General features: G+C 41.5%; 13 protein-coding genes. 3 read left to right on the top strand and 10 right to left on the bottom strand.

Annotation, left to right across the window (positions count from 1 at the left end; translation table 11 throughout):
* Nucleotides 1-198 precede the first annotated feature (198 nt).
* Nucleotides 199-462: an ArsR/SmtB family transcription factor gene (locus tag NWP25_RS17480; protein ID WP_280651642.1), complete on the top strand. Its 264-nt coding sequence runs from the start codon at nucleotides 199-201 to the stop codon at nucleotides 460-462.
* Nucleotides 463-532: 70 nt separating this feature from the next.
* On the opposite strand, the gene NWP25_RS17475 is transcribed toward NWP25_RS17480, so the two are convergent.
* On the bottom strand, nucleotides 533-1,315 hold the full coding sequence (locus NWP25_RS17475) for a metal ABC transporter ATP-binding protein (RefSeq protein WP_280699878.1): 783 nt from the start codon (nucleotides 1,313-1,315) through the stop codon (nucleotides 533-535).
* Between the two features lie 82 nt (nucleotides 1,316-1,397).
* Nucleotides 1,398-2,423, bottom strand: coding sequence for a metal ABC transporter substrate-binding protein (locus NWP25_RS17470; protein ID WP_280657282.1), 1,026 nt, complete (start codon nucleotides 2,421-2,423; stop codon nucleotides 1,398-1,400).
* A gap of 294 nt (nucleotides 2,424-2,717) precedes the next feature.
* Between NWP25_RS17470 and NWP25_RS17465 the strand changes: the two genes are divergently transcribed.
* Nucleotides 2,718-4,295, top strand: coding sequence for an iron uptake porin (locus NWP25_RS17465; protein WP_280699875.1), 1,578 nt, complete (start codon nucleotides 2,718-2,720; stop codon nucleotides 4,293-4,295).
* Between the two features lie 345 nt (nucleotides 4,296-4,640).
* On the opposite strand, the gene NWP25_RS17460 is transcribed toward NWP25_RS17465, so the two are convergent.
* The 7 genes from NWP25_RS17460 to trpS all read right to left on the bottom strand — a co-directional run bounded on the left by NWP25_RS17460 (nucleotide 4,641) and on the right by trpS (nucleotide 15,556).
* Nucleotides 4,641-6,371 carry an Rqc2 family fibronectin-binding protein gene (locus NWP25_RS17460; protein WP_280699873.1) on the bottom strand — a complete coding sequence of 577 codons (1,731 nt, stop codon included), beginning with the start codon at nucleotides 6,369-6,371 and terminating at the stop codon, nucleotides 4,641-4,643.
* 22 nt (nucleotides 6,372-6,393) lie between these two features.
* Nucleotides 6,394-7,659, bottom strand: a complete 1,266-nt coding sequence (locus tag NWP25_RS17455) for a glycosyltransferase family 4 protein (RefSeq protein ID WP_280699871.1) — start codon at nucleotides 7,657-7,659, stop codon at nucleotides 6,394-6,396.
* Nucleotides 7,660-8,142: 483 nt separating this feature from the next.
* The gene (locus tag NWP25_RS17450; protein ID WP_280651636.1) at nucleotides 8,143-8,640 is read right to left on the bottom strand and encodes an RNA recognition motif domain-containing protein; all 498 of its coding nucleotides are present in this window, start codon (nucleotides 8,638-8,640) and stop codon (nucleotides 8,143-8,145) included.
* A gap of 658 nt (nucleotides 8,641-9,298) precedes the next feature.
* Nucleotides 9,299-11,584, bottom strand: a complete 2,286-nt coding sequence (locus NWP25_RS17445) for a M48 family metallopeptidase (protein WP_280651643.1) — start codon at nucleotides 11,582-11,584, stop codon at nucleotides 9,299-9,301.
* Between the two features lie 124 nt (nucleotides 11,585-11,708).
* The gene (prfC, locus tag NWP25_RS17440) at nucleotides 11,709-13,337 is read right to left on the bottom strand and encodes a peptide chain release factor 3 (RefSeq protein WP_280651637.1); all 1,629 of its coding nucleotides are present in this window, start codon (nucleotides 13,335-13,337) and stop codon (nucleotides 11,709-11,711) included.
* A gap of 213 nt (nucleotides 13,338-13,550) precedes the next feature.
* Nucleotides 13,551-14,483, bottom strand: coding sequence for a methylenetetrahydrofolate reductase (locus NWP25_RS17435; RefSeq protein ID WP_280651638.1), 933 nt, complete (start codon nucleotides 14,481-14,483; stop codon nucleotides 13,551-13,553).
* 59 nt (nucleotides 14,484-14,542) lie between these two features.
* Nucleotides 14,543-15,556, bottom strand: coding sequence for a tryptophan--tRNA ligase (gene trpS, locus NWP25_RS17430; RefSeq protein WP_280651639.1), 1,014 nt, complete (start codon nucleotides 15,554-15,556; stop codon nucleotides 14,543-14,545).
* Between the two features lie 483 nt (nucleotides 15,557-16,039).
* Here trpS and NWP25_RS17425 point away from each other — a divergent pair, with 483 nt between their 5' ends.
* Nucleotides 16,040-16,789, top strand: a complete 750-nt coding sequence (locus tag NWP25_RS17425; protein WP_280651640.1) for a DUF429 domain-containing protein — start codon at nucleotides 16,040-16,042, stop codon at nucleotides 16,787-16,789.
* A gap of 25 nt (nucleotides 16,790-16,814) precedes the next feature.
* Here NWP25_RS17425 and glgP read toward each other — a convergent pair whose 3' ends face one another.
* Nucleotides 16,815-19,379 (bottom strand): alpha-glucan family phosphorylase, encoded by a 2,565-nt coding sequence (gene glgP, locus NWP25_RS17420; RefSeq protein WP_280651641.1) that lies wholly within the window; start codon nucleotides 19,377-19,379, stop codon nucleotides 16,815-16,817.
* Between the last annotated feature and the right edge of the window lie 404 nt (nucleotides 19,380-19,783).

Raw genomic sequence — 19,783 nt, 5'->3', positions numbered from 1 at the left:
ACAATAAGATATATACATTTAATTTTTTTAGCCTTATTTTATTGCTGACATCCAAATTATTATCAACTTAAATTAGACCATTATAATAATTTTTATTTTAAAAGGACATAATATTGAGTATAATTTAATTTAGATTACTAGATATATATTGTGCAAAACTTAGCAGATCAAGTTCTCAGTAGTGAAAAAGCACAACGCATGGCTGATTTTTTTAGCTTTTTAGGAGATGCTAATCGCCTACGAATTCTTTCTTTTTTGGCTAATCAAGAATTGTGCGTTAGTGATTTAGCCGCATTATTAAACATGAGTGAATCCGCTGTTTCTCATCAGCTCCGGAACCTGCGATCCATGCGATTAGTTGGTTACCGTAAGCAAGGACGTAATGTATTTTATCACCTCCACGATAATCATATTTTTCATCTTTATCAGGCTGTTACTGAACATTTAGATGAACCAGAATGAACAATTATAAACTCAATGATAATTTAAAAAGCGAGGGAATGGCAATTATACAAAATTGTTATAAACGGTATTATTTAAAATGCTCATGATGATGCTCATAGGGACTGAATCCAGGCCCATAGGTTGATAACAGATTTTGAGGTGAAAGGGCAATTTCAGGTTGACCTGTGCAAACAACAGTTTGGTTGAGGCAAAGAACGCCATCGCAATGACGGCTAACCATATCAATATCATGGGAAACCTGCAACACTGTCCAACCTTCTTCCCGCTTTAAGTCATTTAACAGAGCATAGAAATCTGTTGTACCTTGAACATCAACACCGGCAAAGGCTTCATCTAGTACTAATAGTTTGCGAGGCATGACTAAACAATAAGCCAGCAATACACGCTTCAACTGACCGCCGCTAAGACTGCCAATAGGTTGATGCTTGAGATGATAAGCATCTGTTCGCCGTAAAGCCTCTGTTACTGCTAGTGACTTTCGCTTATCTTGTTGCCACAGATGGAGAAAAAATAAATTTTGCTTTTTACTTTGATTTACCCATCCCAGTCCTACCAGTTCAGCCACAGAAATAGGAAAACTGCGGTCAAAAATAAAATTTTGTGGCATGTAACCCAAAAGGTGGCGCAAATTTCTCAACTTGTTAATTGAGCGACCAAAAATTTCAATTTTGCCAGCACTGTGAGGAATCAAATCTAAAATTGCTTTCACCAAAGTACTTTTACCCGCACCATTGGGACCAACGATAGCTGTATCTGTTCCTGGCAATAATTCAAAAGTAACATCTCGAACAGCCAAATAACTGCCTTGATAGACATTTAAACCTTGAACTTTTAAAATAGGAGATGTCATTAGTCCTGGATTATGGATAATTAATAACGGATGATGACATTAAGAAAAACCATCAGAAGCTATCCCCTTCTTGAGCATCCAATTAGTTACAGCCAGCCTCGATAGTTTGTAAGTTAGTTTTCATGACTTGAAAGTAATACTGCGGATTTGTATCGTCGGCAGCAGTTTCTATAGAATCCAAGTAACGCACAGTTAAATTCAAATCTTCGGCAAGGCTGGTTAATAATTTATTATCTACCCCTGGTTCACTAAATAAAGCTTGAGCATTATACTTTTTTACAGCCTTGACAGCTTTTTGCACATCTGATGGCGAAAGTTGGTCTTCAGGAATTTGCACCACGGCAACTTGTTTGAGATTGTAGCGTTGAGCTAAATATGGAAATGCGTCATGAAAGGTAATAAAGGTACAATTAGGAGTCTTTTGCAAACTTTCCTGAAATTCTCGATGTAAATTGTCTAATTCTTGAATATAAGCCGTTGCATTTGCCTCGTAAGTTGCTTTGTTGGCAGGATCAGCAGCAATTAATCCATTCAGAATATTTGTTACCTGCTGTTTTGCTAACATTGGATCTAACCAAACGTGAGGATTTCCGTCAGCATGGTCATGTCCATGATCATGTCGATGTTCGCCTAACGTTTTATCAACAGGAGAAATTTGCTCTAAGATTTTAATACCTTTACTGGCATCAATTTTAACTAAGTTAGGATTTTCGGCATTTTTGATAGTATTCTCCAAAAATTCTTCTAACCCCAAACCATTTTTTACTAGGATACTCGCTTTAGAAATTGCTTTAACATCATCGGGTGTCGATTGGTAATCATGCACATCCGTAGTTGGCGATACGAGAATTGATACATCTGCGGCCTCTCCAGCTACAGCCTTGGTAAACAAATACGTTGGCAAAATTGTGGCCACAATTTTAGTTTTTTCTGGCGTTGTTGGAATAGATGCTGCTTCTTGCGCTAGAGATGTCTGTTCTGAAGTTTCCGTTCTATTTGTGTTTGATTGGTTACAGCCCGCGGCCGCTGACAACATGAGTAAAGCCATTAAAAGCAGAATACACTTATTTTTTTCGGCTGTTTTAAGTCCTGAATGCTTCCAAATCACGGTTTTTTGTCTCTAAAATAAAATTTTCTCTAGAACTACTCTATTTTTGTCAAGTTTTTATTGAGAATGAATATGGCTTATTATTATAGAATAACTATCATTCTCATACAATACTGCATTTGTTTTGTATAAGAAAACAACCTAATAAATATTTACGTTTCTTCAATAAGTAGGTGTAATGTAAGGAAAATTCTTAAACTACTGTTAATATTTTGAATACCCCTTTTGAGGGACGGTATTATAAAAAACGTTTTAAGTGAGTGAAATTAATTATTAATAAGTCTGAGGCAGTAAATGCAAGAATTATGGAAATACCTACTGGTTGCCCCAGTAATTGGTGCTAATATGCTGTTCTTTTGTCATCCTATGTATGCAGGGGAAACACTCAACACATCAGCAATAAATGATCCAAGGATAGAAGCTGAGAACCTGACAAAAGGTCAGCTAACAGCACAAGTTACCTCAGTTTCTCAGTTATCCGATGTGCAACCTACTGATTGGGCTTTTCAAGCATTACAATCATTGGTAGAACGTTACGGTTGTATTGCAGGTTATCCAAATAGCACTTATGGCGGTAATCGGGCATTAACTAGATATGAATTCGCGGCTGGTTTGAATGCTTGTCTGAATCGGGTTAATGAACTAATTGCTACCGCCACCAGTGATATGTTGACACAACAAGATTTAGCCGCATTACAAAGACTGCAAGTAGAATTTTCCCCAGAACTTGCAACATTACGAGGTCGCCTGGATGCAGTGGAAGCACGCGCATCTCAATTGGAAAAGAATCAATTTTCCACTACAACCAAACTGGAAGGAGAAGTGGTCGCAGTTATCAGTGATGTTTTGGGAAGTAATGAAAACATCACAGACAAAAATACCAGCTTGGGAGGGCGAACACGCATTCAATTTGTCACAAGTTTTACAGGGAGAGATACCCTATTTACTAGAATACAAGCCAATAATATTTTAGGCTCTGATATCGGCACACCGGAGGGTAATTTCGCCTTCGCTGGTGAGAATGGAACTACCAATGCTGAGATAGACGCACTGTTTTACGAATTTCCTCTCGGTGCAAAAACACAGGTAATCGCCATTGCTAACGCTGGTGCAGCAGATGACATCACTGATACAGTTAATATATTTGACGGTGATGGTAGTGGTGGTGCTTTATCTACCTTTGGTACGCGCAACCCAATTTATAACCAAATGGATGGTGCGGGGTTAGGAATAACCCACCAGTTCAGTAATAACTTAGCACTCAGCTTGGGGTATTTGAGTAGCACAGGCAATGACCCCTCTCCTAAGAATGGTTTATTTGATGGTCCTTACGGTGCTTTGGCACAAATGACTTTTAGACCAAGCCATCGCATTGCGGTAGGTTTCACTTATATCAACTCGTACAAACAGCCATTAGCTACAGGTAGTAATGCTGCAACCTTCCAAACTTTATTACAACAAGGCGATGCAGCTTTTTCCAACAACTCCTACGGTATCCAAGCATCAATTGGTATCAGTGAAAAATTTGTCTTAGGTGGTTGGGCAGGATACACTAACAGCAGTAACTTAACGGGGAATCGCGGAGAGGCTGAAATTTGGAATTATGCTCTCACTTTAGGCTTTCTTGACTTGGGGAAAAAAGGTAACCTAGCTGGGATTATTGCTGGTGTAGAACCGAAAGTGACAAGTTCCACTATCCCAGGTGTGAATAAAGATACAGACACTTCCTATCACATTGAAGCTTTCTACCAGTACCAGTTGACTGATAACATTACCATTACCCCTGGTGTGATCTGGTTGACATCTCCAGACCATAACAATAACAACGATGACGTTGTTATTGGCGCACTGAGAACTACCTTTAGCTTCTAAATATTAGAAAATCTGGAAATAAGACCTAAAAAATCATGTTTTGCGTCTTCTAGTTCTGAGTAAAACAAAAAAGACCAGCCTCTCACAGCTGGCCTGGTAGATGTTTTTCCGCGTTGTCTTCTCAATAGAGTCAAAATCAAATTGCGCGTTCCCAAAATTAACGGGCAACTTTTCTTAACACTATTGTAACACTCAACACAGTTTTTTTATAAAAATCTATAAAAAAGATATGCCCCAAAGGAGGTAGCCTCTATCTTGAAGAATAAATTTCCCATCTCGGAAGGCAGATGTGGGGAAACAAGAATAAAATATCCCACCCTATCCCATTGCCATTACCCCTAGGAATTACGAATTACCCATAACTAATTGCGGCTGTCCCCAGAGGATACGCTCTTGCTTGTAAATAGCAACACCTGGCTTGGCTCCTTTGGGTTTGTAAACGTGCTTAGGCTGAGTATAAACTACTGGTACTTGATCGCTCTGACGTCCACGACTGTAGTAGGCGGCGAGATTAGCGACAAATTGTAAATCTGCTGCTTCTGGAACTGCACCAGGTTCTAAACGCAGCAGGACATGACTTCCAGGAATTTCTTGAGCGTGGAACCACAAATCATAATCTCCCGCTACACGAAAACTCAATTGGTCATTTTGGCGATTGTTACGACCGATTAAAACTTCAAAGTTGTTAGGGGTGCGGTAACGATGAAAGTTTGTGCTGGCTGTTTCGCTGGTACTGCGACTGCGGTATCCTGGATCTTCTAAATATTTTTGTCCAATTAGCTCATCGCGGATTTCTTCTACAGCTTGCAAATCTGCTGCTGTTTCGTAATTTTCTATCTGAGCCAGCGCAGCTTCTACTTGCTCTAAATAGCTAATTTCTGATTGGACATCAAAAAGCAACGGTTCCACAGCAGCACGAGCGCGTTTGAGTTTTTGGTGCTGTTTGTAAAGGCGTTGAGCATTTTGAACAGCGTTTTTATCTGGTTGCAGGGCGATGGCTATGGGCTGATGTGTCTCAAAATCAAGCAGGATGATTTCTGTCATTCCTGGGTGCCACTTTTGCAAGTTAGACATCAACAAATCAGCTTTTCCTCGGTATTCATCCGCTTGATCTGATTGCTGCAAACGTTCAGAAAAGGTTTCAGCTTTATTACCTAATTTTACTAAGATATTATCTAATTTCTGATTTAACTGATGTCGTAACTGAACAAACACCTGCTGATTTAACTCGTCAGTGTAGTAGCTGTGAAGTAAAGTTTGGATATCTTTTTCTGGTGCAACTGCGCCCCAACCCATAACGCTATATCCATTTGCCGTCCAAGCTGGTTGAAATTTACTTAATTCCAAAGCCTGTAGCCATTCTTGCCATCGGGCAAACAGTCGTTGCCAATCTTCAGGTGTGACTTGTTCGGTGGTAGTTTCTGGGGCTAAATTAGCTGCAATTAGCATAGACTCTACCAGCGCAGAACTCAAACCGCTATAACTTTTTAATAGCTGACGCTTAATTGCTCCTGGTAGCAGGCTGACACGTTCTTGCCAGCGTTGCAAGGGTTCACTCAAACTGGGAACCGGGCCAGTGAGTTTTGGCGGGGTTTCATAAGGTTGTCCGGTTTGGATGGGACGTACACTCGATTGATACTGACTAACTTGATGGGCAGCCGTAATAATCATATTGCTGGCATCGGTGAGGATGGCATTGCTGTATTTGCCCATCACCTCTACATATATATGATACAATGCCTCTTCTCCGGGACGACGGGCAAATTGCAAATCAACAACACGCTCCCAAGGGGCGATCGCTTGAATATTCACCAGCGCCAAACCACCCAATTGATGTACTAATTGTTGGCTAAATGTGAATGTATCTGGTAGTTTGGGAGGTGGTTCTCCAATACAAATACGCGCTCCTTGGGGATGCCAAGAAATCTCTAGCCAATCCCTTTGTGTGAGAGTGCGTAACGCCACAGCAATGGTATAGCGATCGCGCTGATAAACTTGCTCTAATCGAGATGGCAGCCAGTGAGCGCGGAGTTCGCTACAAGCAGCGGTCAGGGTAGTATAGTCAACTGGTTGCACAAGAGTTAAAATTACCTATTAATTACTGAACTAATGCTGGTTCTTTCACTTTTTGCTGCAAAATTTCGCTGTATAGCTGATTTAGCTGAGTGGCTACCCCATCCCAGCTAAATTTAGTTTCTACGCGTTTTCTACCAGCCTCACCTAATTCGTCTCGCCATTGTGGATTTAACAAAATACGGTCAATAGCAGCTGCAAAGGCAGCTACATCTCTTGGTGGAGCCAACAAACCCGTGACTTCTGGAACCACGGTAAACTGAAGTCCACCAACATTACTGGCTACTACAGGCGTACTACTAGCCATGGCTTCAATGGCTACCAGTCCAAAGGGTTCATAGTGACTGGGAACAACACAAACATCCGCCGCAGCGTAATAAGTAGGCAATATTTCTTGACTGAGGCGACCAGGGAGGATGGTAAATTCATTCATCCCCAATTCGTTGATTATCTTCTCGATGCGATGGCGCTCAATACCATCACTATTACCTGCTGTGCTACCACCACCAATAATTAACTTGAGGTTTTTATCTCCACGTAATTGAGATGCGTTTACTGCTCGGACCAGGGTTTCTATTCCTTTACGTTTATCAAAACGTCCTACATACAACACCAGTTTAGTTTCTTGAGGGATTCCCAACTCTGATCTAGCTGCTTGACGGTCAACGGAACCAAAACGGCAAGTATCTGTACCGCAAGGAATAACCTCTATGTTACCTTTAGTAGAAACGAGTGCTCGCATGTGTTGCTGTTCTTGGGGACTTGTAGCTACCACTCGTTCTGCTGTTTCCAACACTTCTATTTCCACTGCTAATCGTTGACTAGCCACTAGAGGAATTATTTCTATTGTATTGTACTTAACTGCTCCTAGAGAATGGTAAGTGTGAACCTGGTGAGTACCTTGGATTTTTTTGAGTTGCATTCCTATCCAGCTAGAATGCCAGTAGTTTGTATGTACTATCTGATAGTATATGTTGTTCTTGCTTTGGAATTGCAGTAAGTTGTCCAAAAATTCCGGCATATATTCCAAAAGGTCATCTCGTGGCACAAACTTGAGTGGACCTGCTGCTAGACGAATAGTCCGACAATTTTCATTAATTTGGACAATTGTATCTTGCTCTACATTTACTTTGCGGGTAAACATATCAACTTGCCATCCTAGTTTTGCTAGTGCTTCGCCAACATTACGCACATAAACATTTTGTCCACCGGCTTCTTCCTTACCAATTTCAATCGTTGGATCTCCATGAACAGAAATTAAGGCAATACATTTGTCGGTAGTAGCGTTCATAGTTTGTGTGTTGCTAGTTCTAGGAGTGTATGGTCAAAGTTGCGCCGCGCAAACTTAACCAATCCATTTAGTGAGTAACTTTCATTAATCTTTATTTTAATTTAATAATGTCTAAAAATTAAATTTTTTTGCTTCCTGGTGTATGGTTATTTCTACATGATTTTTTAGCATTTTTTATACATCAGAACCTGTATGAATATCTACTGCTTAAGTATAGATAAACCACTATTTAAATTCCATCAAAGCAACCCAGGACAAAGAAACACATTTGGAATAGTTTCTTCATGCAAGCGCGATCGCGATTATTGGCACAATAAGCCCAAAATTACCACATAGAATTTTGTGAAAACTTCTTCCATGTGCGTAAATGTGGGCGGATTGCACCAAAAGTTGTGATCGCACTAACAACAATGGCTAAATAATTAGCGGTGATTAAAACCTAAAAACTGCAAGTTTTAAGTTTTAATTCCTATCGCCACAGAATCAATTCGTAGTTTGTGCTGCTAGCATTTGCTTCAGCTTTTCTAACTCAGAAGCCCAACGTGGATCTGGACGAATAGCATCTGAGTCAGCACTGGTCGTGTTGGTTTCCCGGACACCACCACCGCCACGCCGCGACTTCTTAGAGCTTTTCTCACGACGACCGCCTTCTTTTGGTGCACTAGGAGCCGGATGAGTTGTGGGAGTACTCGCCAGTTTAGGAGCTTGCTCCTCACCCTCTTCACCTTTTGTCCGAGGTAATGCTTTCTCTAGCTTTATAGGAGTCTCTTTGAACAATTGACCATTATACTTTTCAATAATCTGATCAGCTTGTTCGTCATTGTTGACCGTGAGAAAACCGAAACCACGACATTTACCAGTTTTGCGGTCTTTAATTAGTTTTGTAGTTACAGCATCGCCTTCTTCGGCAAAAACTGCTTGCAGATCTTGACGATCTATTTCTTCTTTTGGCAAATTGCCTATATATAGGCGAACCGACATGAACTATACCTCCAGAGTTAAATGAACATGGCAAGGCAAGAAAACAATCACTTGGCTTTGGCTATTAAATAGATGCGATTGACCAACACTGCCGTAAACCAAAATTTTTACTCCAAACTGTTAACCTATACAATACAGTTTTTTGTTGGGATCAAGCTTGTTTAATACAAAAGCGCATACAACGCCCAGCAAATACCAACTTAATTCTAAGACTTGTAAATTTATAAGCCTTGGCTTGCTAATGTAAATGTCTTGTTTGATGACCTTGCCCGCAGAATTAAATACCATTCCTTACATTACCACGGTATTATCTACGTAGCTAGTTCAGAGCATACATTTTCAATGATAGTATATGTATATCGTAGCATAAAATACATTTTTTTCTCACAAAAGGTTATCAGAAACAAAAACCAGCCATTGGCTGGTGAATTAGCTGCTGTATGGGGAAGATAGAAGGCATAAATTTGCAGGAACCATCCAATTTTAGATAACTAAGCTATATTGCTGAGTTAATTTGGTCGTAGACAATCATGTTAATAAATGTAACACTGATTGATGAAAACTGCAACTTTTATTTATGTTTCCATCGGTAAACTCAATTGGCCACTACCAATGGAACCCATAACACAATTTGACCTTTGACTTTTGCCCTGGGTCACTAGCCTGTGAGAAAGATGTATGCACCCCAAGCCTGTGCGGCAACTGCCACAGCAGTAGACCAAATGGGATGAGGGCTATGAATAATTTTGCCGCTTTGGGTTTGCACTGTGTGAATATCAATCCAAGGTGTTGCTCCCCGGCGAAACCAGCCTGTAAGTATAACTTGCTGACCTATTAAATCTTGGGGATTAACTGATTGTCCCAAGGAAATGTGATGTAATTTTACTAAGCCTATGCTACAGTGCAGTGTTAAATCTTGTCCTAAGGAATTGCCAGCACCTAAGCGACCCAACAGCTTACCGACAAGACGCACACTAATACTATCAACGGGAATCGTAGATGGATAAGTTAGGAGATTGGGAAGGTTTTGGGCATTTTGCACACTAGCAATTTTGATATCTGGAAAAAACGAGTTTATTCTGCACACCATCCCGATGCTAAAGCCAATGAGTAGGGAACCGGTCACAAAATTCCAATCATCGTATATCCATTGTAAATTTAACAACCTGAGAGCAAAACCAGTGTGCCACATCAGCCAAATCAGGCCCGCAAAGATCAAACCCAAGGGAATGCCCAAAAACGGAGCAATTTGTAATAAGAATGACTGAAGTTTCACCTGAGAAGTTGATTGGTTAGTTAGATGTACCTCAGGGTCTATATGCCAATGCCGGGCAATTTGATTTAGATTTAGAATGCGATCGCCTATTAAGGGATGGCTATTATTAATTGCTAACCAACGGCTATAGGGATGAAAAGTATCCCACATGAATATAGATTCAAAGGGCAGATGACCTGCAATACTACCCAAAGAAAGGCTCTGCTGATAACCTACCGGCATTAACAAGTTTAAACTTTCCAAATGCCAAGAGGTTTGTTCTGAATTTTGGATATCAACAGAAATTCCCATAGCAATTTTGAGTAAGGCACGAGTCAAACCATTGGGATTACCAGTAATTTCCGACGCGAGGCCATCGCTATAGTAAAGCCGTAACTGCGATAACCATAAACTAATACCAGTCAACAAACACCAAAATCCATAAGTAATACTACTTGTAATTGCTCTTGGCTTATACCAAATCCCCTCAGATTCTCCGATGCCCCATGTTGAAATTTGCTGATACAGGCGATGAATAGGTAATGATACCAGCAACAACAGAGACATGACCGGAAAATCCAAGTGGGCAATATGTGCTAATTGTCCCGCATAGATAGTAGCGATTTCATCATCTGCTAGTTGATCTAATAATCCCTGACTGACCACAATCCTAGCATTGCGGGGAAAATTGCCATATGTCAGCGCCATTGGTGCATTTGTCGGCAAAATTCTGAGTTTAACTGACGGCCAGCGTCGCTGTTGACAGAAACGTTGTAATACCCTGGTTGTTTCGCGACTGTGGCTATGTAATAAATCTTTGGACAACTCTCGCTGTCCATAAAAGTTTGCTAATAGCCAATCTAGCAACCAAGGTGATAGTCCAATCATAACGAATAGAACTATCAGTAACAGTGAGGTGGGATCCTGATAAAGAAACTGTAATGGCTCCAGATATGGTAGTTTGACTAAGGCATAGTTAATAAATTCTTTCATCAAATTGAGTATTTCCCTCAACACCCAAAACAAAGCCACGAATGTGCCCAGTGCTAGTAACCGCAGGGGAAATAAATTAGGCTTACGCAGAGGCTGCCATACATTGGCGCGTTTTGCTTGTCGCCAATAAATATTGGACAATGGGTTGACACTACCCTCACTCCCAGCAGTTTCTGTATAAGTAGTGGAGCAAAAAACACTACTTCTTGTATTACTAAGTGTTTGTGTAACGATTTTGTTTCTGTACTCAACTGAAGGTATGACTGGATTCGGAAAGCTAGCAGATTTCACAGCAGATGATTTGCCATCGCTTGTAGTTTCTGGTACTCTGTCTTTTGGTTGATATTTTGGTACAGTGGCGTTTCCGGCATCCTTACAAGTCACAAGTCCGGTTTCCGAATTCTTGGAAGCACTCTTGCACTTTTTGGGTTTTGTCAAGTGCATCAGAGCAAGTTCAGCCCATTCTTTAACCTGTGTATTTTGACTTTGAGTGAGAGTCTGACACAAGACCGTGGCCTTGTGTATCTCTCCAGTGCGTGCGTAAGCCATCACTAAACCCACCCGAGCCTGTAAGTTGATAGTGGAATTGTCTTGACTGTCAGCCACAGGTGTGAGTTTGGCGATGGCAGTTTGGTAATTTCCTTGTTTGAGGGCAACTAAACCAGCCTCCAAAGAATGTTCGCCATGTGTTCGCATAGTGTCTCGTAGAGAAGGCATAGAAATTTTGGCTCCAATGTCCACTAACTGTCCACGGTGGGACACAAGCGCTAATTTTTCGTACAGTGGACATCAATTGCACCCGGTTAGTTCCATCAGTGAATTATTCCTTCACTGGTTGTTCACAAGAATAAACCGGGGCGATCGCGCTTAATTTCAACTCTGGATGATCCGCCTGTAACTGTTGACAATTCCATTCATTGCGAAACAGTAAAACTGGGCGTCCCATATTATCTTTGACTGTAGTGGTATTGAAAATACGTCCCACTTTTTCCAAAGCTTCCCAACCACCTTCAACCCATCTGGCGACGCTGTAAGGCAATAATTCTAATATGGTTTCTACACCATACTCGTTTTGCAAACGAAACTGCACCACTTCAAATTGCAACTGACCCACCGCAGCCATAATTGGATCACGTTTAGCTTCATCAGATGAATACATAATTTGGACTGCACCCTCTTCGCGCAATTCCGAAATGCCTTTTTGAAATTGCTTAAACTTGGAAGGGTTGGGGTTTCTCAGAGTGGCAAACAGTTCTGGGGAAAAATAGGGAATTCCCTCGTATTCCAGCTTCTGCCCTGTATAAATAGTATCACCTATAGCAAAAACACCCGGATTGTTTAAACCAATGACATCGCCAGGATAAGCCGTATCAATGGATTCCCTTTCCTGAGCAAAAAGTTTTTGCGGGCGAGACAGGCGCACGACTTTTCCAGTCCGCGCATGATTCACTGTCATATCTTTTTCAAATTTTCCTGTGCAAACCCGGATAAATGCCACGCGATCACGGTGCTTAGGGTCCATGTTTGCTTGTAGTTTGAAAACAAACCCAGAAAAATCAGGATAAGTGGGGGGGACTTTACCCACGCTGCTGTTATGAGCACCAGGCTTGAGGGCATACTTCAGGAAGTACTTAAGGAATAACTCTACCCCAAAGTTCGTCATTGCGCTACCAAAAAACACTGGAGTCATTTTCCCTTGATGTACCAAGTCCAAATCTAAGTCTGGCCCAACTCCTTCTAGAAGTTCTAAATCATTTTTCAGTTGGTAGTAAAGGTCTTCCTCCAGCAGTTTCTCAATTTCAGCATCACCTAAATCTACAGTTGTATCGTGGGCTGCTCGGCTACCGTGGGCGTTACGTTCAAATAAGTGAATTTTTTGCTCCTGACGGTCAAATACACCTTTAAAGCGATCGCCTACGCCAATAGGCCAGTTCACTCCATAGGTTTGTAAACCCAATTCCTGCTCAATTTCATCCAAAAGTTCCAGGGCTTCCCTTCCCGGACGGTCGAGTTTATTAACAAATGTAAAAATTGGCAGACCTTTTAACTTACATACTTCAAATAATTTTCGGGTTTGAGGTTCCAAACCTTTAGCTACGTCAATCAGCATTACAGCATTATCTGCCGCTGCGAGAGTGCGATAAGTATCTTCGCTAAAATCTTGGTGTCCGGGTGTATCTAGTAAATTTATTTGACAGTTTTGGTATTCAAACTGTAATACCGTGGAAGTAATAGAAATTCCCCTTTGTTGTTCCATTGCCATCCAGTCTGAAGTGGCTTTACGCTGCGCTCTACGCGCTTTAACTGCTCCAGCTTCGTGAATAGCACCCCCGTATAGGAGTAGTTTTTCTGTAAGTGTGGTTTTACCCGCGTCGGGGTGAGAAATAATCGCAAAATTACGACGAAGTTCCACTGCTTGATGCAGTTCTGTCTCAATTTGAGTTGACATAGACTCTATTGTTTTCCTTATTTTATTGCTTAACTTATTTTAATTTTTCCTCAGAAAAAATGAGGCGCGATTGCGCGGAGGACTGTGCCGGAGGCAATCGCTGTTGTACCTCGCCACCAAATACTTTGGGAGTGAGGATTTAATCAAGTACATAACCCCACCCCCAACCCTTCCCTCCTGAGCAAAGAAAAGGGAAGGTTCGTTGCAGGTTATTTAATGAACATTTGTCGCCTTTTTCACTGGTGGAACTCCCGCCAAATTCAAAATTGGCGCAATCATATCTTCCCGCTTCACTGCCATGATGTGGACACCTTGGCATAATTGTCCGGCAATCTGTACTTGTTCCGCCGCAATTTTCATTCCTTCCTCAAGGGGATCTTTTGCTTGAGCCAACCTATCAATAAGGTGCTGAGGAATATTTACACCCGGAACATACTTATTAATAAACTGAGCATTCTTTGCCGATTTCAACAAAAAAATTCCTGCCAAAATTGGTTTATCATAAGCAACAGCCACAGTGTCCATAAACTTTTCTAGGCGCTCAAAATCTGTAATCATCTGACTTTGGAAAAACTGTGCTCCTGCTTCTATCTTCCGTTCAAATCGCTTTTGCAAACCTGACCAACTATGACACTGTGGATCCACTGCGGCACCAGCAAATAAATCAGTCGCCCCATCTGTAAAAGGCTTCTCATTATCATCAAGACCCTGATTCATCTTCCGAATTAGTTGCAGCAGGCGCACAGATTCCAAATCAAACACGCCTCTGGCATTGGGGTGATCACCTACTTTCACAGGGTCTCCAGTCAAAGCTAGAATGTTGCGGATACCCAAAGCATGAGCACCCATCAAATCAGCTTGTAAAGCAATTCTATTGCGATCACGGCAAGCAACCTGACAAATTGGTTCAATACCTTTTTGTAACAAAAAAACTGACGCTACCAAAGAAGACATTCCTAATACAGCGCGGCTACCGTCGGTAATATTGACAGCATGAACCCTTCCCTTAAGGGTCGCCGCCATTGAAATCATGTGTGTGACATCCACACCTTTTGGGGGTGCTACCTCCGCAGTAACTAAGAATTCGCCTGCTTGGGCGGCGCGACGAAAAGAATTTAAAACCGTGGAACTTTGGGTATTCTCCATAACATTAATGTTTCCGTTTCCTTAAAGGCTATAACGAATTACGCCCAAAAGTGAAACCTTTATACAGGTAAACAGTAGCCTAAAGCTGTTTTTACCCGTGCCAGAGTTTGGTTAGCGATCGCCTCTGCTTTCTCCCGTCCCTCCCGTAAAACAGAATTGAGATAAGCTTGATCTTCTATAATCCCTTGATATTTTTCCTGTATGGGTTTTAATGCATTAATTGTAGTTTCCGTCAACAATGACTTAAATTGTCCCCAGCCCATATCTTGACATTCTGCTGCTACCTCTTCCTTCTTCTTCCCAGACAGCAGCATATACAGCGTTAACAAGTTATTACACTCTGGACGCTCTGGATCACCGAAAGTCAAACCCCGAACCGGGTCAGTTTTACAGCGCTTAATCTTGTATTGAATCTCCTCCGGTGTATCAAGTAAATTAATCCGGCTTAAATCAGAAGGATCAGACTTGGACATTTTGCGTGTACCATCAGCCAAACTCATCACCCTAGCCCCTTCCTGACGAATTAAAGGCTCTGGTAATTTTAGCACTGGTTGATCAGGCTTACCAAATTGGTGATTAAATCGGTTAACAATATCCCTAGTCAATTCCAAGTGTTGTTTTTGGTCTTCACCCACTGGCACTTTATCAGCTTGATACAGCAAAATATCAGCAGCCATCAGCACAGGATAGTCCAACAAGCCGACATTGACATTTTCACCCTGCTTAATCGCCTTTTCCTTAAACTGAATCATATCTTGCAACCAGTTTAAAGGTGTAATGCAATTAAACAGCCAGGTCAATTCACTGTGGGCAGAAACATGAGATTGTACAAAAATCGTCGAGTGATTTAAATCCAGACCACAAGCTAGATAAAGCGCCACCAGGGCATAAGTATCAGATGCTAACCTTGTAGGGTCGTGTGGTACCGTAATCGCGTGTAAATCAGCCACGAATAGGTAATTTTCGTATTCGCTCTGACCTTCTACCCAATTGCGAATAGCTCCTAAATAGTTACCCAGATGGTAATTACCGGTTGGTTGAACTCCAGAAAGAACACGCTGCTTCTTGCCCATAAACTCCCAATGTATCTCAAACCCGCTCTAAGAATATGGCGGTTACAAACCTCCTTCAATTTTGACACTTTCTAGGATAAGTTTCTCAATAAGTAGGTAAAATATGGAAAAAAGTTGCTAAATTTTGCCTTGCCATTAGCCTTAATTGGCGTTTGCAATCATCGAAAATTTCCAATTCAGAATCAGATATGCGCTACTACTATAGTGAAAGTCATGATTGTGATTGCGAGTATTTTTATCAAAATTATTTCAAGATTATTTTATGAATAAGAATTATTAAATCCTTTTAGTATATTATGGTAAGTCTATTCTCTTTACTAAGAAAAAGATGCTCAATTGCCAGAATCTTTCAAGACCACCGGTATCTTGATATTGCTAAATTATTCAGGATTTTTCTGTAATCATTTTAATTTAAAACATGAATCCAAAATAAACAATTGATAAATATATCAATATTTTTAACATATTTTTAAATTGAAAAAAATGAAATTTATCGGCATTGATTTAGGCTGGAAATCTCAACCAAGCGGCTTATGCGGCTTAGAATTAATAGCAGGAAAACTGCAAATCATCGATTTAGATCGGCGCGAATGTATTACAGACATTTTCGCTTGGATAGATAACCATGTACCTGCAAATCAACCAGGGATGATCGCCGTAGATGCGCCGACATTGATACCCAATGCTACGGGAAGTCGTCTCGCGGACAAACTCACACATAAATACTTTGGCAAATATCATGCTGGATGTTATCCAGCCAATCAAAATTTACCCTTTGCAGAACGTACTGTAAACTTTGGTTTAGAATTGGAGTCTCGTGGATTTGCCCATGCACCCACAATTCAACCTCAAAAACCTGGGAGATATCAAATAGAAGTGTTTCCCCATCCAGCAATAATTAATTTATTCAACTTAGAACGCATCCTTAAATATAAAAAAGGACGCCTCAATGAGCGTCGCTTAGAACTAATCAAACTGCAAAACTATATTCTTGATATTCTCCCAACACTGACTCCTTCTTTGCTTACTCTGCGCCTCTGTGGTTCACTTTCTGCCGAAATCCCCAGCACAGGCCCAGCACTTAAAGCAGCGGAAGATAAACTAGATAGCCTTATTTGCGCTTATGTAGCAGCCCACTGGTGGTATTGGGGTGAACAACATAACATAGTGCTAGGCGATGGCAACACCGGTTACATTATCATCCCTGGCAAAATAGGGAATAAGGAATGTTAAATACCCTACTCCCTACTTCTTCACCTTATTCTGCCCAAGCAATCAATCTTGGCTCATGGGGACTAGACAAATGTTGGTGTTGGGGTAAAACACGCAAAGACAAGCCCTGTAAACCAGAGGCAGTATAAGTGATATTACCTGTGTAAATGCTCAAGTTTTGAGCATCCTGTCCTTGGTAATCCATAACTACGGGCACACCATGGACAATCTCGCCATTAGCATCAATAGCACCTTGGTATAACTCCACCCGGACATCATCATTAGTTAAATTGGCTAAGTCCACCTTGGCTTTAACGGCTACGGTTTGGTTAACCTCAATATCCGCATCCGCTGACACAGCAATATCTTTGATTTTGATGTTATACCACTGGTCACTGAGTTGGGCTTTCCAATGAGCTAATTCTTTCGCTGGGGCGTAATGATCAGCAGTCAGAGTATGATGGCGATCGCTGGCTGGGAAATAAGCCCTTTGTGCATATTCTCCCACCATCCGCGCTGTATTAAAGAAAGGACAATTCAAACGAATTGCATCCTTCATTTTGGCAATCCACGACCGGGGTAAACCATCAATATCCTGATGCTCATAGAACAGAGGTACAACTTCTTTCTCTAACAATTCGTACAGAGCATTAGCTTCTACCTCATCCTGGTAATTAGGATCATCATAATTTTCACCATGTCCAATTGACCAACCAGTGCGGACATAATCAGCCTCATCCCACCAGCCATCCAGAACACTTAAATTCAACAATCCATTCATTGCAGCTTTCATACCGCTGGTACCGGAAGCTTCTCGTGGACGGCGTGGTGTGTTTAACCAGACATCACAACCAGCTACCATCAATCGAGCAATGTGAATGTCGTAATTAGGGACAAACACTACTTGTTTTTCCAAGTGATGTTCACGGATAAAGTGATTAATGTCACGGATCAGTTCTTTTCCTGGGATATCTTTGGGGTGAGCCTTACCAGCGATGACAAATTGCACTTTGCGATTTTTGTTATTCAACAAAATCCGCTTGATCCTGTCCACATCACGCATCCATAGGGTAGCGCGTTTGTAGGTAGCAAAACGCCGAGCAAAGCCAATGGTTAAAACGTTGGGGTCGAGAACTTCTTGAGCTTGATTAATTTCCGAGGCAGAAGCACCGCGAGCGCGCAAATGCTTCACCAAATGTTCTCGCACGTATAAAATCATGTCCAAACGGCAACGTTCGTGATTCCGCCACAATTCCTCATCGGGGATCGCATCCATTCGATCCCACAATGGGCTATCTAGTGGTGCTGATGACCAGTTTGGACCTAAGTAGCGATCATACAACTCTTGAGTTGATTTAGCCACACAACTACGCGCATGAACACCGTTAGTAATTGCGGCAATTGGTACCTCCTCCAGTGGTACCTTTTTCCACAAACCCTGAAACATCTGCCGTGATACCACACCATGCAACTGTGCCACACCATTAGAAAATGTTGCCATCTTCAAGGCCAACACAGCCATACTGAAAGGTGCTGATAAATCACCTGTATTTTCTCGTCCCAATCCTAAAAATTGCTCTTTAGGCAAACCAAAGACTTCTGCATAGTGACCGAGATAATACAAAATCTTGTCAGGAGAAAACAAATCGATCCCCGCTGGTACAGGAGTGTGGGTAGTAAAGATATTGCTGGAAGCTACCACCTGTTTGGCCTGGTCATAAGTCAATCCTGCTTCCTGAATTAGGATGCGGATACGCTCTAAAGCAGAGAATGCCGCATGGCCTTCATTCATATGGTAGGCAGTGACATTGTAACCCAGAGCTTCCAACATCCGTACACCACCGATCCCCAGCATCATTTCCTGGTGGATTCGCATATCGATGTCGCCACCGTATAGTTGATCTGTTATGTCGTGGTCGTAAGGATTATTGGGTTCAATATTAGTGTCTAGCATATACAGTGGTACCGTTCCCACTTGTACCCGCCAAACTCTAGCATAGACTTTGCGCCCTGGATAATCTACTTCAATCCGAAGTTCTGAGCCATCGGTGTTACGCTCCAAGTGCAAGGGCATATTATAGAAATCGTTGATGGGGTAGCGTTCTTGCTGCCAGCCATCAGCATTCAGGTATTGAGCAAAGTATCCTTGCTGATACAACAAGCCCACACCAACCAGAGGTAAACCCAAGTCACTAGCAGACTTTAAGTGATCCCCTGCTAAAACACCCAACCCGCCAGAATAGATCGGTAAACAATCTACAAGTCCAAATTCAGCCGAAAAATAGGCGTAGCATTCTTTGGGCTTTTGGTTGCGTTGTTTCTTATACCAAGTACGCTCTTGTAAGTAGTCTTCTAACTGGCGAGCTGCACGATCCATTTGTGCTAGGAAGCCTTCATCTTCCACAACTTCCGACAGCCGTGCTTGACTGATAGTACCCAGCATCAATACAGGGTTATGTCGGCTAGATTCCCATAGGTCGGGATCTAGCCGACGAAACAAATCTTTACTCTCAACATTCCAATCCCAGTGCAAGTTATATGCTAATTGCCGCAGAGGTTCAAGTCGCGACGGCAAGGAAGGAGAAACGTTAAATGTGCGAATTGGCTGCATAGGTTGGTAAAACTCCAAGTCTAATTTTGGCTATTGTTTACGTATGTATTACTGTCTCTACCCAATGTTGCCAATTCTTTTTACTGTGTTTGTAAAATTGCGACTACTTTGTTCAGCATTGAGAGTTATTTTTTTCCATCGCTGATAAAGTTTACACTAAGGGCATTTCCAAGTCTATGAATTACCCTCAAGTATGTACTTAGTATATTAAAATTTATTTCTTCTCTGTCAAGCAATACTGAAGGTAATTTTTTAATCTTTTCTTCCAAAAATTTTTAGCTCTTTGTAATTTTTGTAACAAAAGTTACATATTTATGTTGATTATAACAGCATTCATCTACAACATCAGTAAATAAGTCAGTTGGTCACGGGGGGTGGCGCTGAGGGCAGTGCCTGAGGCAATA

The organism is Umezakia ovalisporum Ak1311, from assembly GCF_029891685.1.
Classification (GTDB): domain Bacteria; phylum Cyanobacteriota; class Cyanobacteriia; order Cyanobacteriales; family Nostocaceae; genus Umezakia; species Umezakia ovalisporum.
Note: the sequence above shows the minus strand (reverse complement) of the source record. Positions and strands in the feature narration are given on the sequence as shown.